General features: G+C 44.8%; 12 protein-coding genes and 1 tRNA gene. 12 read left to right on the top strand and 1 reads right to left on the bottom strand.

What is annotated here, in order from left to right; genetic code table 11:
* Positions 1-77: 77 nt before the first annotated feature.
* The 7 genes from ACO0KW_RS17800 (at position 78) to lon (ending at position 10837) form a co-directional block, all read left to right on the top strand.
* On the top strand, positions 78-1262 hold the full coding sequence (locus tag ACO0KW_RS17800; protein ID WP_423054718.1) for an efflux RND transporter periplasmic adaptor subunit: 1185 nt from the start codon (positions 78-80) through the stop codon (positions 1260-1262).
* The gene (locus tag ACO0KW_RS17795) at positions 1259-4369 is read left to right on the top strand and encodes an efflux RND transporter permease subunit (RefSeq protein ID WP_423054717.1); all 3111 of its coding nucleotides are present in this window, start codon (positions 1259-1261) and stop codon (positions 4367-4369) included. Before ACO0KW_RS17800 ends, ACO0KW_RS17795 begins: the two co-directional genes overlap by 4 nt.
* A gap of 271 nt (positions 4370-4640) precedes the next feature.
* Positions 4641-4727: transfer RNA gene (locus ACO0KW_RS17790), tRNA-Leu, on the top strand.
* A gap of 27 nt (positions 4728-4754) precedes the next feature.
* Positions 4755-6098: a trigger factor gene (gene tig / locus ACO0KW_RS17785; protein WP_423054716.1), complete on the top strand. Its 1344-nt coding sequence runs from the start codon at positions 4755-4757 to the stop codon at positions 6096-6098.
* Between the two features lie 13 nt (positions 6099-6111).
* A complete protein-coding gene (gene clpP, locus ACO0KW_RS17780; RefSeq protein ID WP_423054715.1) occupies positions 6112-6738 on the top strand; it encodes an ATP-dependent Clp endopeptidase proteolytic subunit ClpP in 627 nt (208 codons plus the stop codon).
* Between the two features lie 190 nt (positions 6739-6928).
* The gene (gene clpX, locus ACO0KW_RS17775) at positions 6929-8194 is read left to right on the top strand and encodes an ATP-dependent Clp protease ATP-binding subunit ClpX (protein WP_423054714.1); all 1266 of its coding nucleotides are present in this window, start codon (positions 6929-6931) and stop codon (positions 8192-8194) included.
* Between the two features lie 234 nt (positions 8195-8428).
* The gene (gene lon / locus ACO0KW_RS17770) at positions 8429-10837 is read left to right on the top strand and encodes an endopeptidase La (RefSeq protein WP_423054713.1); all 2409 of its coding nucleotides are present in this window, start codon (positions 8429-8431) and stop codon (positions 10835-10837) included.
* Between the two features lie 137 nt (positions 10838-10974).
* On the opposite strand, the gene lexA is transcribed toward lon, so the two are convergent.
* Complete coding sequence (gene lexA, locus ACO0KW_RS17765) at positions 10975-11628, bottom strand: transcriptional repressor LexA (protein ID WP_423054712.1); 654 nt, start codon at positions 11626-11628, stop codon at positions 10975-10977.
* 310 nt (positions 11629-11938) lie between these two features.
* Here lexA and rpsF point away from each other — a divergent pair, with 310 nt between their 5' ends.
* From rpsF to ACO0KW_RS17740, 5 genes are all read left to right on the top strand, one after another.
* Positions 11939-12307 carry a 30S ribosomal protein S6 gene (gene rpsF, locus ACO0KW_RS17760; protein WP_395011227.1) on the top strand — a complete coding sequence of 123 codons (369 nt, stop codon included), beginning with the start codon at positions 11939-11941 and terminating at the stop codon, positions 12305-12307.
* A 56-nt stretch (positions 12308-12363) separates the two neighbouring features.
* A complete protein-coding gene (priB, locus tag ACO0KW_RS17755; protein ID WP_423054711.1) occupies positions 12364-12690 on the top strand; it encodes a primosomal replication protein N in 327 nt (108 codons plus the stop codon).
* Between the two features lie 9 nt (positions 12691-12699).
* The gene (gene rpsR / locus ACO0KW_RS17750; protein WP_186889822.1) at positions 12700-12984 is read left to right on the top strand and encodes a 30S ribosomal protein S18; all 285 of its coding nucleotides are present in this window, start codon (positions 12700-12702) and stop codon (positions 12982-12984) included.
* A 26-nt stretch (positions 12985-13010) separates the two neighbouring features.
* Positions 13011-13463 carry a 50S ribosomal protein L9 gene (rplI, locus tag ACO0KW_RS17745; protein WP_423054710.1) on the top strand — a complete coding sequence of 151 codons (453 nt, stop codon included), beginning with the start codon at positions 13011-13013 and terminating at the stop codon, positions 13461-13463.
* Between the two features lie 178 nt (positions 13464-13641).
* Positions 13642-15030 carry a replicative DNA helicase gene (locus ACO0KW_RS17740; protein ID WP_423054709.1) on the top strand — a complete coding sequence of 463 codons (1389 nt, stop codon included), beginning with the start codon at positions 13642-13644 and terminating at the stop codon, positions 15028-15030.
* The last annotated feature ends 4 nt before the right edge of the window (positions 15031-15034 follow it).

Here is a 15034-nt window from a genome sequence, read left to right as displayed (position 1 = left end):
CACTTTTAAGTTTGTACTTGTTGCCATTAACTAGAGCTCACGGCAGTTCAGTGTTGGAATCGTAAAGGAAAATTCACGTGTCAATCTCACTATCCCGTATGCGCCGCAGTATTGCGCTTTCTGTTCCGTCATCGACTAATCTCACGAGATTTTTATCGCTGCTTAGTTTGCTTGGTTTGCTTAGTATTTCTGCTTGCTCGAAAAAAATAGAAAAAACCGAAGATATTCGACCAGTTCGCGTGATTCAGGCAAAACTGGAAGGGAGTGAAATATTCAGTGAGTTTTCGGGTGAGGTGAGGGCACGTGTCGAGTCGCGTCTCGGATTTCGTGTTGGCGGAAAAATTATCGCACGCAAGGTCGAGCTTGGCAGCATGGTGAAACGTGGTCAGGTGCTGATGCAGTTAGACCCACAAGATTTATTGTTGGGTCAGGCGCAGGCTAAAGCGGGATTGGCGGCGGCTGAGAGTAACCGTGATTTGGCGAAAGCGGAATTGAAGCGTTATCAAGATTTGCGCGAAAAGAATTTTGTGGCGCAAGCAATTTTAGAGTCTAAAGATAGTGCTTACAAGGCTGCCCAAGCAAGTTATGAACAGGCAAAAGCGGGATTCTCTACGCAAACAAATCAGGCCGGATATTCTAGCCTTGTCGCCGATGTGGATGGTGTCGTGACAGCGATTGATGCCGAAGTCGGGCAGGTGGTTAGCGCAGGCACTTCTGTTGTGCGCGTTGCCAAGACTGGGGATATGGATGTTATTGTAGGAATTCCGGAAGATAAAATTAATGCCATTCGTGGTATGACCGATGTCAAAGTGCGTTTATGGGCGAATGCGACGCAGAGTTACAACGCCAAGCTGCGCGAACTTTCACCGATAGCCGATCCTGTAACGCGCACCTTTCTCGCCAAAGTGGGATTGCCTGATACTGCGAAGGAAGTGCGTCTGGGTATGACGGCGACCGTTTCATTCGGTGTGAAAAACCCGCTAGCAATGATACGTGTGCCAATGACCGCCTTGTTTCAAGAAAAAAATATTAGTTCGGTTTGGATCGTTGAGTCGGGCGTTGTGAAGTTGGTGCCAGTGCAGCTGGGGGCTAGTAGTGGTGAGGATATTTTGATCTCTGCAGGACTGTTGCCAGGTCAGACGATTGTTACTGCTGGCGTTAATTTACTGAAGGCCGGTCAGAAAGTCACTATTCTTGGTGTAGAAGCTGAGCATAATGCAAGTCCGGCTGCGGCCTCAGTTGCAGCAGGAGTGGCTAAATGAGCCAAGAAAATAAAGACAAGGGCGGATTTAATCTGTCGCGTTGGGCATTGGAGCATATTCCCTTGACCCGATATTTAATGGTCGCTTTATTGTTAGGGGGGATCTTTAGTTTTGCCCGTTTGGGTCAAGATGAAGATCCGCCATTCACATTCCGCGCGATGGTGGTGCGTGCTGTGTGGCCGGGTGCAACGGCCCTGCAAATGGCTGAGCAAGTCACAGATAAGTTGGAAAAGAAGCTGCAAGAGGCTCCTTATGTCGACAAGATTCGTAGTTATTCCAAACCCGGTGAAACTTTGATTATTTTACAGTTGCGTGAATCGACGCCGCCGAAGGAAACTGCACAAACTTGGTATCAGGTACGTAAGAAGATTGGTGATATTAAAGGTACATTGCCTGCAGGTGTGGTTGGACCATTTTTTAATGATGAATTTGGCGATACTTATGGCTCGATCTTCGCGATCTCTGCTGACGGTTTTACCTATGAAGAGATGCGTGAGTACGCGGATTTTGTGCGCCAACAATTTTTGCGTATTCCTAAGGTCGCCAAAGTAGAGTTGTTTGGCGTGCAGGAAGAGAAAATTAATATCGAGTTTTCGCAGAAAAAATTCTCGCAACTTGGTGTGCCATTTGAAACCATCGTGGCGCAAATTAACTCACAAAATCAGATTGAAGCGACTGGGGTTTTGACGACTTCATCGAGCAATTTGCAGGTGCGTATTTCGGGTGCATTATTGGCCGTAAAAGATCTCGAGAATTTGCAGTTGCGTGCGAACGGAACGACTTTTCGTTTAGGTGATTTTGCTAGCATTAAACGTGAATACAAAAATCCACCCGGCGACAAGATGCGCTTTAATGGGAAAGAAGTAATTGGTTTGGGGATCTCAATGGAGAAGGGCGGTAACATCATTGAGCTGGGTAAACATCTGCAAGTCGAAGTGACTGCAATCAAATCGAAACTGCCCGTCGGCATTCAATTAGAGCGCGTATCTGATCAACCTAAGATAGTGGCGACTTCTGTTGGTGAATTTGTTAACACGCTTATCGAAGCGGTTGTGATTGTGCTCGCAGTGAGTTTCCTGTCATTGGGGTTGCACACCAAGCCTTGGCGACTAGATGTCTGGCCGGGTTTGGTTGTGGGTTTGACGATACCTTTAGTGCTGGCGGTAACTTTCTTGTTCATGCGTATTCTCAATATTGATTTGCATAAGATTTCGTTAGGGGCTTTGATTATCGCTTTGGGATTGCTGGTGGATGACGCGATCATTGCGGTCGAGATGATGGTGCGCAAGATGGAAGAGGGGTTCTCCCGCTTCGATGCTGCAACATTTGCGTATACCTCGACGGCTATGCCGATGTTGACAGGTACTCTGATTACGGCCGCTGGTTTTTTGCCTATTGGTTTGGCGGAGTCGGCTGCAGGTGAGTACACTTTCTCGATGTTTTCCGTGAATGCACTTGCTTTGTTGATTTCATGGCTGGCAGCTGTATTGTTCACGCCTTATCTTGGTTATTTATTGTTGCACGTGAAGCCACATACTGGCGCGGACGGACATCATGAGTTATTCGACACGCCGTTTTATTCTCGTTTCAGAGCATTAGTAAATTGGTGTGTGACATGGCGTAAAACAACGATTGCAATTACCTTGGGTGTCTTTGCATTGGGAGTGTTTGGATTTAAATTTATCGAACAACAATTTTTCCCTGACTCGAGTCGACCAGAATTGATGGTGGAGTTGTGGTTGCCAGAAGGTTCGTCTTTTGCTGCAACTGAAGCGCAGGCAAAAAAATTCGAAACTTTTATTCAAAAGCAGCAGGGCGTGGAGAGTGTAACGAGTTATGTTGGCACCGGGAGTCCACGTTTTTATTTGCCGTTAGATCAAATTTTTCCGCAAACGAACGTCACGCAAATCGTTGTTTTGCCAAAAGACTTAAAGGCGCGCGAAACTTTGCGTCTGAAGATTAATCAAGCATTTAAAGAAGATTTCCCAGAAGTTCGTGGTCGCGTTAAGTTGTTGCCGAACGGTCCACCAGTGCCATACCCGGTTCAGTTCCGCGTGACTGGCTTAGAGGTGGCTAAAGTGCGGGAGATTGCTGATCGAGTGAAGGCGGTTATGCGCGCAAATCCGAATGCAATCGGTGTGAATGACAATTGGAATGAGTCGGTAAAAACGATTCGTATCGATATGGATCAAGACAAGTTGCGCGCTTTGGGTATTACCTCGCAAAGTGTAATGCGAGCGGCAAATACGATTTTAACTGGCACGACCGTTGGGCAGTTTAGAGAGTCAAATAAATTGATTGATATTGTGGTGCGTCAACCAGTTGATGAACGTTCTACGGTGCAAGCTTTAAGTGATGCGAATATTCCGACCGGTAGCGGCAGGACTGTTCCGCTATCTCAAGTTGCCAAAATTTCGCTAGCTTGGGAGCCTGGTGTCGTATGGCGTGAGGGACGTGAGTGGGCGGTAACAGTGCAATCGGATGTGGTTGATGGCATTCAGGGGCCAACTGTTTCAGCTCAAATTAATCCTAAATTAGATGCGATTCGTGCCAGCTTATTGCCAGGATATAAGATTGATTTAGCTGGTGCCGCTGCAGATAGCGGCAAGGCGCAGGAGTCAATTGCTGCGAATGTGCCTTTGGTTATTTTCATTATTTTCACATTGTTGATGCTGCAATTGCATAGTTTTTCACGTGCTGTGTTGGTGTTTTTAACTGGGCCTTTAGGTGTGGCGGGTGCGGCGATGGCTTTGTTGATTTTGCAGCGCCCATTCGGTTTCGTCGCTCAACTCGGTGTGATTGCATTGTTCGGTATGATTATCCGTAACTCGGTGATTTTGATTGACCAGATTGAGCAAGATCGAGAAGCTGGAGTGCCGGCTTGGGATGCGATCGTGGAGGCAGCAGTACGCCGTTTCAGGCCAATTATTTTGACCGCGGCCGCAGCGGTGTTGGCGATGATTCCTTTGTCTCGGTCTGTGTTTTGGGGACCAATGGCAGTTGCAATCATGGGCGGTTTAATTATCGCTACTGCTCTGACATTGTTATTCTTGCCAGCCTTGTATGCAGCCTGGTTCAGAATAAGAAAACCCGTATCAACAATTTAATGCCTGATTGTCGAATACCTACTGCATATTGGATAGTGCACTGCCTTGTCTTTGATTTTTGTTGTATAAAAATCCTGAATAATCTAGATGGCGCTAATAAAAATGCAGTAGTTTCAATTTCAACATAAAAAATTCAAGACAAGTCGTGACAAAATCTAGTAGAATAGTTGGTTGAAGTTGAAATGCCACAGCACGAGTTATGGGCGACAATGCAATTGAAGTCGCCCTTTGCTTTTGTGCCGGTCTTTCTACCGGAAGGTGTTTTCATCCCGCGAGGATGGCGAAATTGGTAGACGCACCAGGTTTAGGTCCTGACGCCAGCAATGGTGTGGGGGTTCGAGTCCCCCTCCTCGCACCACAGATTTTTTATATTTGGACGATTTTCATGGCAACTGCAGTCGAAACTTTAGAAAAATTAGAACGCCGTATTACGATCACATTTCCTATCGCAGAAATGCAACCGGAAATTGAAAAGCGTTTGAAAGTACGTGCCCGTACAGCAAAAGCGCCTGGCTTCCGTCCAGGTAAAGTGCCGATGAAAATGGTCGCGGCACAATATGGTTATCAAGTTGAGAATGAAGTTCTCAATGATAAAGTCGGTATCGCTTTCTCCGAAGCAGTTAAAGAAAATAACTTGCGCGTTGCTGGTTACCCACGCATCGAGCCAAAGAAAAGCTACTCCGACAATTACCTGACTTTTGATGCTACTTTTGAAGTATATCCAGAAGTCGTTATTGGTGAGTTGTCTGGCGTTGAAGTTACTCAGGTTAAAACCGATGTAACTGACGCTGAAATTGACAAGACTATCGATATTTTGCGCAAACAACGTGTGCATTTCCATGTCAAAGGTGAGCAAAGTGCACACGGCGACGGAGGTGCTGATTTGTCAGCCCAAACCGGTGATCGTGCTACGGTTGATTTTACCGGTACTTTGGATGGCGTCGAGTTTGCAGGCGGAAAAGCAGAAGGTTTTGCATTTGTATTGGGCGAAGGCCGTATGTTGCCAGAATTTGAAGCTGCAACATTGGGTTTGAAAGTCGGCGATTCGAAAGTGTTTCCGCTGGCATTTCCAGAAGACTATCATAGCAAGGATGTCGCAGGCAAAACAGCCGAATTCACAGTCACACTGACAAAGTTGGAATGGGCTCACCTGCCAGCGGTTGATGCGGAATTTGCGAAGATGTTGGGCGTGGAAGATGGCGATTTGTCTAAAATGCGCAATGACATCAAAGAAAACCTCGAACGTGAAGTTAAAGGTCGAGTCAAAGCAAAAACCAAAGACAGTGTGATGGATGCATTGGTAAAAGCGGTCGAATTTGATGCGCCGAAAGCGTTGATCGAACAAGACGCAGAGCGTTTGTCTGAAATGACACGTCAGGATATGGCGCAGCGCGGTATGAACGTGCAAGGTGTTCCATTTCCAACAGAATTGTTTACTGCGCAAGCTGAACGTCGTGTACGTTTAGGTTTGATTTTGGCTGAATTAGTCAAAGCAAATCAATTGCAGGCGACTGCTGATCAAATCAAAGCTCAAGTTGAAGATTTTGCGCAAAGCTACGAAGATCCACAGCAAGTTGTGAAGTACTACTATAGTGATCGTAATCGTTTGGCTGAAGTTGAAGCCCTTGTTTTAGAAGAAAACGTCGTCAACTATGTGTTGGGCAAGGCAAAAGTGAGTGATTCAGTTTTGCCATTCGACGAACTGATGGGTAATAACGCAGCACAATAAGATAGGATAATTCATGACAGGCATCATTCATAACTCTGGTTTAGAAACAAATATGCTTGGCATGGTGCCAATGGTCGTTGAGCAAAGTGGGCGTGGAGAGCGTGCCTATGATATTTACTCCCGTTTGCTCAAGGAGCGTGTGATCTTTCTGGTTGGACCCGTGAATGATCAGGCAGCCAATTTAATCGTGGCTCAGTTGTTGTTTTTGGAAAGTGAAAATCCAGATAAGGATATTTCGCTTTACATTAATTCTCCTGGTGGCTCGGTTTCAGCCGGCATGGCGATTTTTGATACGATGCAGTTTATCAAGCCTGACGTGTCGACATTGTGCACTGGGTTAGCAGCTTCGATGGGTGCATTCTTATTGGCTGCCGGCGCTAAAGGTAAGCGTTTTTCTTTGCCAAATTCGCGCATCATGATTCATCAACCCTTGGGTGGTGCACAAGGCCAAGCATCTGATATTGAAATTCAAGCTCGTGAAATTTTGTACTTGCGTGAACGTTTGAATGGTATTTTGGCTGAGAAGACAGGGCAAAGTATCGACCAAATCGCAAAAGATACGGATCGTGATAACTTTATGTCTGCTGAGACAGCGGCTGAATACGGTTTGATTGATAAAGTATTGACGCATCGCGTTTAATATTTTATTTGGGTTTTAGTGAAAACGCCCGCATCTATCTGGTGCGGGCGTTTTTTTATTTTCTATGCCAATAGTTGATCACTCAGCGTGAAAAAACCTTTGCTTTGTATCGAGTATTGCAGTGAGGATTCGTTTTTTTGCAGTAATATAACGGTCATAGACTACTTCGTTAAAATTATTAAAAAGTATTATGTCAGATAAGAAAAGTACCTCAGGCGAAAAATTACTTTATTGCTCTTTTTGTGGCAAGAGCCAGCATGAAGTAAAAAAATTAATTGCCGGCCCCTCAGTCTTTATTTGCGATGAGTGCATCGACCTTTGTAACGATATTATTCGTGATGAAATGAATGCGCTTGAGCCAATCGCCTCCGCAAAAAGTGATTTGCCCACTCCCGTTGAAATCACGGAGTTGCTCGACCAGTATGTCATTGGCCAGGAAAAAGCCAAGCGTATTTTGGCCGTTGCGGTGTATAACCATTACAAGCGTCTCAAGCATCTTGGGAAGAAGGATGACGTTGAATTGGCGAAGAGTAATATCTTGCTAGTCGGACCTACAGGCTCTGGTAAGACACTGCTTGCACAAACTTTAGCGCGTATGCTGAATGTGCCATTTGTCATCGCAGATGCAACAACCTTGACTGAAGCTGGATATGTCGGCGAAGACGTCGAAAACATCATTCAAAAATTATTGCAAAACTGCAATTACGAAGTTGAGCGTGCGCAAAAAGGCATTGTATATATCGATGAGATCGACAAAATTTCACGCAAAGCTGAGAATCCTTCCATTACACGTGATGTCTCGGGTGAAGGTGTGCAGCAAGCATTGTTGAAACTAATTGAAGGTACAATGGCCTCTGTTCCGCCTCAAGGTGGGCGTAAGCACCCAAATCAAGATTTTATTCAAATCGATACGACGAACATTATGTTTATTTGTGGTGGTGCGTTTGATGGTTTGGCAAAAATTATTTCTGATCGCTCTGAAAAGAGTGGAATCGGTTTTGCTGCAAGTGTGAAGAGCGAAAGCCAGCGCAGCGCGAGCGAAGTGATTTTAGATGCTGAGCCTCAAGATTTAATCAAGTTCGGCATTATTCCTGAATTGGTTGGGCGTTTGCCGGTGATCGCGACTCTGATGGAGTTAGACGAGACTGCCTTAATTCAAATTCTAGTCGAACCAAAAAATGCATTAATTAAGCAATATGCGAAATTGCTAGAAATGGAAGGTTGTGAATTAGAAATTCGTCCTTCCGCTTTGCAGGCAATTGCTAAGAAGGCGATTGCGCGTAAAACTGGCGCGCGTGGTTTACGTTCAATTTTGGAGCATGCGCTGCTGGATATCATGTTTGAACTGCCAAGTGAAAAAAATGTTTCTAAGGTGGTAATTGACGAAAATACGATCAATAATGGCGGCAAGCCGCTATTAATTTACGATGAGCAACCTAAAGTAGCAGGCGCTTAAATTGCACTGTTGCAAATTTTCGGAAAGTTTTTGTGAATCACAGAGTTTTCCCTGTGATTCACAAGAATAAGCAGTACAATTTATCCAAACAATAGAGATTTTTAGCTTCAATCGAAAAGCTACCCAGGGAATTTCTCTGAGTGGCTTTTTTTATTGTTTTTTTAGGATGACGGGCTTGAGTTTTGGCCTAGTGCGCCAATCTAGTTACTGAAAGTTTTTTTTAAAAGGTGCGCCATGACAACTTCCACAATTACTGAACGTACAGAATTACCATTATTGCCTTTGCGCGATGTCGTGGTATTCCCACACATGGTGATCCCATTATTTGTCGGTCGTCCAAAATCTATCAAGGCATTAGAAGCTGCGATGGAGCAGGGCAAGAGCATTATGCTGGCGGCACAAAAAGCGGCGGCCAAAGATGAGCCATCTGCTGAAGATATTTATGAAATTGGTTGTATAGCAAATATTTTGCAGATGCTGAAATTACCTGACGGTACAGTAAAGGTATTGGTCGAGGGGGCACAACGCGCTCGAATTCATAAAATTACTGATTCTGAGTCACATTTTATCGCCGACTTGACACCAATTGCGCCAGAAGACGGCGAAGATGCTGAAGTTGAAGCCATGCGCCGCGCAATCGTGCAGCAATTCGATCAATACGTTAAATTAAATAAAAAGATTCCGCCAGAAATCTTAGCTTCGCTATCAGGTATCGATGATGCTGGCCGTTTGGCCGATACAATCGCAGCTCATTTGCCTTTGAAGCTAGAGCAGAAGCAAGTAATTTTGGAGATTTTCAGCGTAGCTAAGCGTCTCGAACATCTACTTGGTCAGCTTGAGGGTGAATTGGATATTCTTCAGGTGGAAAAAAGAATCCGTGGGCGGGTTAAGCGTCAGATGGAGAAATCCCAGCGCGAGTACTATTTGAATGAGCAGGTTAAAGCGATTCAAAAAGAGCTGGGAGAAGGGGAAGACGGCGCTGATATCGACGAACTTGAAAAGAAAATCACAGCAGCAAAAATGCCTAAGGAAGCGCGCGATAAGGCAATGAATGAGTTAAAAAAACTCAAGATGATGTCACCGATGTCAGCTGAAGCTACCGTTGTGCGCAATTACATTGACACCATTGTGAACTTGCCTTGGAAGAAAAAATCCAAAGTGAATAATGATTTGAGTAATGCAGAAAAAGTGTTGAGCGATGATCACTACGGCTTGGACAAGGTCAAAGAACGCATTTTGGAATATCTTGCCGTTCAGCAACGTGTTGATAAATTGAAAGCACCAATCTTGTGTTTGGTTGGTCCTCCAGGCGTGGGCAAGACATCGCTCGGACAATCCATTGCGCGTGCTACTAATCGCAAATTTGTTCGTATGGCATTGGGTGGTGTACGTGATGAGGCTGAAATTCGTGGTCACCGTCGTACTTACATTGGATCCATGCCAGGTAAGATTTTGCAGAGCTTGTCAAAAGCGGGTGTGCGAAATCCTTTATTTTTGTTGGATGAAGTAGATAAGATGGGCGCGGATTTCCGTGGGGATCCCTCATCAGCCTTATTGGAGGTTTTAGATCCCGAGCAGAATCACACTTTTTCTGATCATTACATCGAGGTAGATTTTGATTTATCTGATGTCATGTTTGTAGCAACTTCGAACTCGTATAACATTCCTGCGCCTCTGTTGGATAGGATGGAAGTGATTCGATTGTCTGGTTATACCGAAGACGAAAAAGCTAGTATTGCACTACGTTATTTATTGCCTAAACAAGTGAAAAATAACGGTCTCAAAGATGAGGAAATTTCGGTTTCTGAATCTGCAATCCGCGACATCATTCGTTATTACACACGTGAGGCCGGTGTGCGTTCGCTTGAGCGTGAAATCTCTAAGATTTGCCGTAAAGTGGTGAAGATGTTATTGCTTAAGAAGAGTGAGAAAAAAGCTACGATTACTTCGAAAAATCTGGATAAATTCTTAGGTGTGCGTCGCTATGATTTTGGTGTCGCAACAAAAGAAAATCAGGTCGGTCAAGTCGTCGGTTTGGCATGGACCGAAGTTGGTGGGGATTTGTTGACGATTGAAGCTGTTTCAATGCCCGGTAAAGGTGCGACGATTCGTACCGGTACACTCGGCGATGTCATGAAGGAGTCGATTGAGGCTGCCCGTACCGTTGTTCGTAGCAGAGCCGCACGTTTGGGCATCAAAGCAGATGTGTTTGAAAAAACCGACGTACATATTCATGTGCCTGAGGGTGCAACGCCGAAAGACGGCCCGTCGGCCGGTATTGCAATGACTACGGCAATGGTATCTATCTTTACCGGCATTCCAGTGCGTGCGGATGTGGCGATGACAGGTGAAATTACCTTACGCGGCGAAGTGTTGCCGATCGGTGGCTTGAAGGAAAAATTGTTAGCAGCACATCGCGGGGGAATCAAGACGGTTTTGATTCCAGAAGAAAATGCGAAGGATTTGACGGAAATTCCCGATAACGTCAAAAATAAACTGGAGATTATTCCAGTTCGTTGGATTGATAAAGTGTTGGAAATTGCCTTGGAGCGACAGCCTGTGCCATTGACTGAAGAGGAAATGGCGTTGCCTGCAGTAGCGAAGGCAGATCCAAGTGCCGACACTTCAACTATCAAACATTGATTTGTATTGTTAATCCGAATAAAAAAATGCCCGATAAATTCATCGGGCATTTTTTTGTGAGAATGATATTCTAAATCTCAAAGTTTTTAGTCGGAGCGCTGTACATTGGTGTCGCCCCGCAATCTTGTAACTGCGGTTTACCAGCTGCGCATCAATCCAACTGCCAGACCTTCCAAGGCAAAATCGTTCTCATTTTCATTGATGATGATAGGAGAAAAATCTGGATTTTCTGGCAGCAGTTCAATGCCAGTCGATGTTTTCATGTACCGTTTGACAGTCACCTCGTCGCTTATTCTGGCTACCACAATTTGGCCATTGCGGGCACTGTCAGTTTTTTTGACTGCCAGCAAATCGCCATCCATGATGCCAAAATCACGCATTGATAATCCACGCACGCGGAGCAAAAAATCTGGTTTGGCAGAAAATAATGATGGGTCAACCTGATAGGTTGCCTCCACATGTTCTGTTGCTAAAATAGGTGAGCCTGCTGCCACGCGACCAACAAGTGGCAAGCTTAACTGCATAAAAGTTGGATGTCGTAGCGCCATTTGCGCACTTGGCATTGAGTTTGTTAGTTCTGAATCCAGTAGGCGAATCCCGCGTGAGGTGCCCGCTGCGATCTCAATGACGCCTTTACGCGCCAAGGCTTGCAGGTGTTCTTCTGCGGCATTGGTTGAGCGAAAGCCTAATTCATTGGCAATTTCAGCTCGAGTCGGCGGAAAGCCTGTATTTTGGATCGCATCTTTGATGAGATTGAGAATTTGTTCCTGGCGAGCAGTGAGCTTTAACATGATGATCCTGAATATGTCTGGGTAAATCTTATCGGTGTTTGCGAATGAACTGTATATATAAGCAGACTGTATTTTTATACAGTAAATGACTGAATGCAAGTCATTTTGTATTTTTTTTGTACTTTGTTTTAAATTAGCAGCTAATACTCAATTTTCGAGTGATTAAATCACTTAGTTAGCAATTTTAAATCCGATGATCGTGCTAGAAGCTTGATTGTCAGTCAGAAGTGCGTTATCATCGTGGGCTGTCCTCTTCCTGCACTCGTCTTGACGCCGAGGCAGGCTTTATTATTGTCCACAAGGAGAATTTATGCGTCATTATGAAATCGTATTTATCGTACATCCCGATCAAAGCGAGCAAGTTCCTGCAATGATCGAACGCTACAAAGCTAGCGTAACTACACGTGGCGGCCAAGTGCACCGCGTTGAAGATTGGGGCCGTCGTCAGTTGGCTTACATGATTCAAAAATTAGCTAAAGCTCATTATGTTTGCATGAATATTGAGTGCGACGCTGAAACTTTGCTTGAGTTGGAAACAGCATTCAAATTTAATGATGCCGTATTGCGCCACCTCACAGTTAAATTGAAAAAAGCGGAAACAGCGCCTTCTCCAATGATGAAGTCTGTGCAGAAAGAAGATTCTGCTAAGGCACAACGTGTTGAAGCGCCTGCAGCTTAATAGTTTTAACTAAGAGCGTGTAAGAAGCTGTAAAAAAACAAAGTAAAAACAAACTTGTGAATCAACTTAAAGTCGTAGCCACAGTTGTCGAAAAATCGGTGTTGCGTTATACCCCTGCGGGAATACCCATCGCCACTGCAACTTTGATTCACGATTCTAAGCAAGAGCAAGCAGGCGGTCAGCGCCAAGTTGAATTTGAAGTTCCAGCTATTGCAGCAGGTGAAATTTCAAAGCGATTCTTGGAGATAGAGTTGGGCGTTTCTATGATTTTTACAGGCTTTTTAGCACGCAAGAACCGCAACAGCAAAAGTCTCGTTTTTCATGTGACTGAGTTTCAGAAAGCTGAAATTGAGTCGCCAAACGAAACAAATTTACTAGATTAGGAGCCAAAAATGGCATTCGGTAAAAAATTTGATAAAAGCAAATTAAAACAAAAGCGTCAGCAACAAAATCCTTTGTTCAAGCGTAAAAAATTCTGCCGCTTCTCAGCGGGTCATGTAGCCGCAGTTGACTACAAAGACATCGATACATTAAAAGATTTTATCCAAGAAAACGGCAAAATCATGCCAGCACGTTTGACTGGTACTAAAGCTTTGTATCAACGTCAAGTTGACACAGCAGTTAAGCGCGCACGCTATCTCGCGTTGTTGCCTTACACTGATTTGCACACAGCGTAATTGACGACGGAAATTAGGAGAAAAATATGCAAGTTATTTTGATGGATAAAGTCGTTAATCTCGGCAACTTGGGTGATGTAGTTCGTGTTAAAGATGGTTACGCTCGTAACTTCTTGATTCCACAACGTATCGCTCGTCGTGCAACAGCAGCTGCGATCGCTGAATTCGAAGCGAAACGCGCTGAGTTGGAAAAAGCAGCAGCAGCTAAATTGGCTGAAGCACAAGCACAAGGCGAAAAATTGAGCGGTTTGACAGTTCAAATTTCCCAAAAAGCAGGTGTAGATGGTCGTTTGTTTGGTTCTGTAACAAACTTCGATATCGCTGAAGCGTTGGCGAAACAAGGTTTCGCAGTTGAGAAGGCGCAAGTTCGCTTGCCAGCAGGTCCTTTGAAAACAACGGGTGATCACTCAGTTTCAGTGGCATTGCACACTGATGTTGTGGTTGATGTGATCGTTGCCGTATTGGGCGAGCACGCTTAAGTTTTAGTTCTTTCGAGAGCAAAAAAGCCGGGTTTTCCCGGCTTTTTTTATGTGTGGATTGATGTTGTTAAAATAACTTATGTATCCATTATTCAATCTAAAAAGTCACACATTTGGATGCGAGGATTGTCTCATTTCTTCTTTTTTTGCGTTCGAATAAAAAGGTATAATGCGCACCATGAAACATGCTCCCGATCCTCAGTTAGACTCACTCCGCGTTCCTCCTCATTCAATCGAAGCAGAGCAATCTGTTTTAGGTGGGTTGTTGCTGGATAATGCTGCGTGGGATAGGATCGCTGATTTTATTGGTGAAGATGACTTTTATCGCTTCGACCATCGTTTGATTTTTCAATCTATCGTTAAACTGATTAACTCTTCACGTCCGGCGGATGTGATTACAGTATTTGATTATTTGAATGCTGCCGGTAAAGCGGATGATGCTGGTGGATTAACTTATCTGAACGCATTAGCGCAGAATACGCCATCGGCGGCGAATATTCGTCGTTATGCAGAAATTGTTCGCGATCGTGGTGTATTGCGTAAGTTGATTACGGCAGCTGATGAAATTGCTGGGCAGGCGCTGAATCCTCAGGGCAAAGAGGTTAAGCAAATGCTCGACGAGGCAGAAGCAAAAATTTTCGCGATTGCTGAAGAAGGATCGCGTGGGGCACAGGGTTTTCAGGCTATTCAACCCTTGTTAACTCAAGTGGTAGAACGGATTGATGAACTGTATAACCGTGATCACACCAGTGACATTACTGGCGTGCCTACTGGCTTCGTCGACTTAGATCGTATGACGTCTGGTTTGCAGCCTGGTGATTTGATTATTGTTGCTGGTCGTCCATCGATGGGTAAAACGGCTTTCTCTATCAATATCGGTGAGAATGTTGCAATTGATAGTGGGCTGCCAGTAGCTGTGTTTTCGATGGAGATGGGTGGCGCTCAGTTGGCGATGCGTATGCTAGGTTCGGTTGGTAAGCTCGACCAACATCGTTTGCGTACTGGTCGCTTGATTGATGAGGATTGGCCGCGCTTGACATATGCTATTCAAAAGATGAACGAAGCACAGTTCTATATTGATGAAACACCGGCGCTGAGTTCGATTGAATTGCGCGCCCGTTCACGTCGTTTATCGCGCCAATGCGGTAAATTAGGCCTGATTATTATTGATTACTTGCAGTTGATGTCGGGGAACTCTGGCGGTGAGAATCGCGCGACAGAAATCTCTGAAATTTCTCGAAGTATGAAGGGTTTGGCGAAAGAATTGGGTTGTCCTGTGATCGCATTGTCTCAGTTGAATCGCTCGCTCGAACAGAGACCGAACAAACGTCCGGTCATGTCTGATTTACGTGAATCTGGCGCGATCGAACAGGATGCTGACGTGATTTTATTTATCTATCGTGATCAGGTTTACAACCCCGATTCGCCAGATAAAGGTACCGCTGAAATCATTATCGGTAAACAGCGTAATGGTCCTATTGGAAGTGTTCGTTTAAGCTTCTTGGGGGAGTACACTAAATTTGATAATTACATTGGTTCCCTATCCGTCTATAGCGACAATGAATAGTGGC

Source organism: Undibacterium sp. Ji22W, from assembly GCF_049340305.1.
Taxonomy (GTDB): Bacteria; Pseudomonadota; Gammaproteobacteria; order Burkholderiales; family Burkholderiaceae_D; genus Undibacterium.
Note: the sequence above shows the minus strand (reverse complement) of the source record. Positions and strands in the feature narration are given on the sequence as shown.

Coding starts and splice junctions, on each gene's coding strand:
- rpsF (WP_395011227.1), top strand. CDS start 11,939: ATGCGTCATTATGAAATCGTATTTATCGTACATCCCGATCAAAGCGAG.
- tig (WP_423054716.1), top strand. CDS start 4,755: ATGGCAACTGCAGTCGAAACTTTAGAAAAATTAGAACGCCGTATTACG.
- clpP (WP_423054715.1), top strand. CDS start 6,112: ATGACAGGCATCATTCATAACTCTGGTTTAGAAACAAATATGCTTGGC.
- rplI (WP_423054710.1), top strand. CDS start 13,011: ATGCAAGTTATTTTGATGGATAAAGTCGTTAATCTCGGCAACTTGGGT.
- ACO0KW_RS17795 (WP_423054717.1), top strand. CDS start 1,259: ATGAGCCAAGAAAATAAAGACAAGGGCGGATTTAATCTGTCGCGTTGG.
- lon (WP_423054713.1), top strand. CDS start 8,429: ATGACAACTTCCACAATTACTGAACGTACAGAATTACCATTATTGCCT.
- lexA (WP_423054712.1), bottom strand. CDS start 11,628: ATGTTAAAGCTCACTGCTCGCCAGGAACAAATTCTCAATCTCATCAAA.
- rpsR (WP_186889822.1), top strand. CDS start 12,700: ATGGCATTCGGTAAAAAATTTGATAAAAGCAAATTAAAACAAAAGCGT.
- ACO0KW_RS17740 (WP_423054709.1), top strand. CDS start 13,642: ATGAAACATGCTCCCGATCCTCAGTTAGACTCACTCCGCGTTCCTCCT.
- clpX (WP_423054714.1), top strand. CDS start 6,929: ATGTCAGATAAGAAAAGTACCTCAGGCGAAAAATTACTTTATTGCTCT.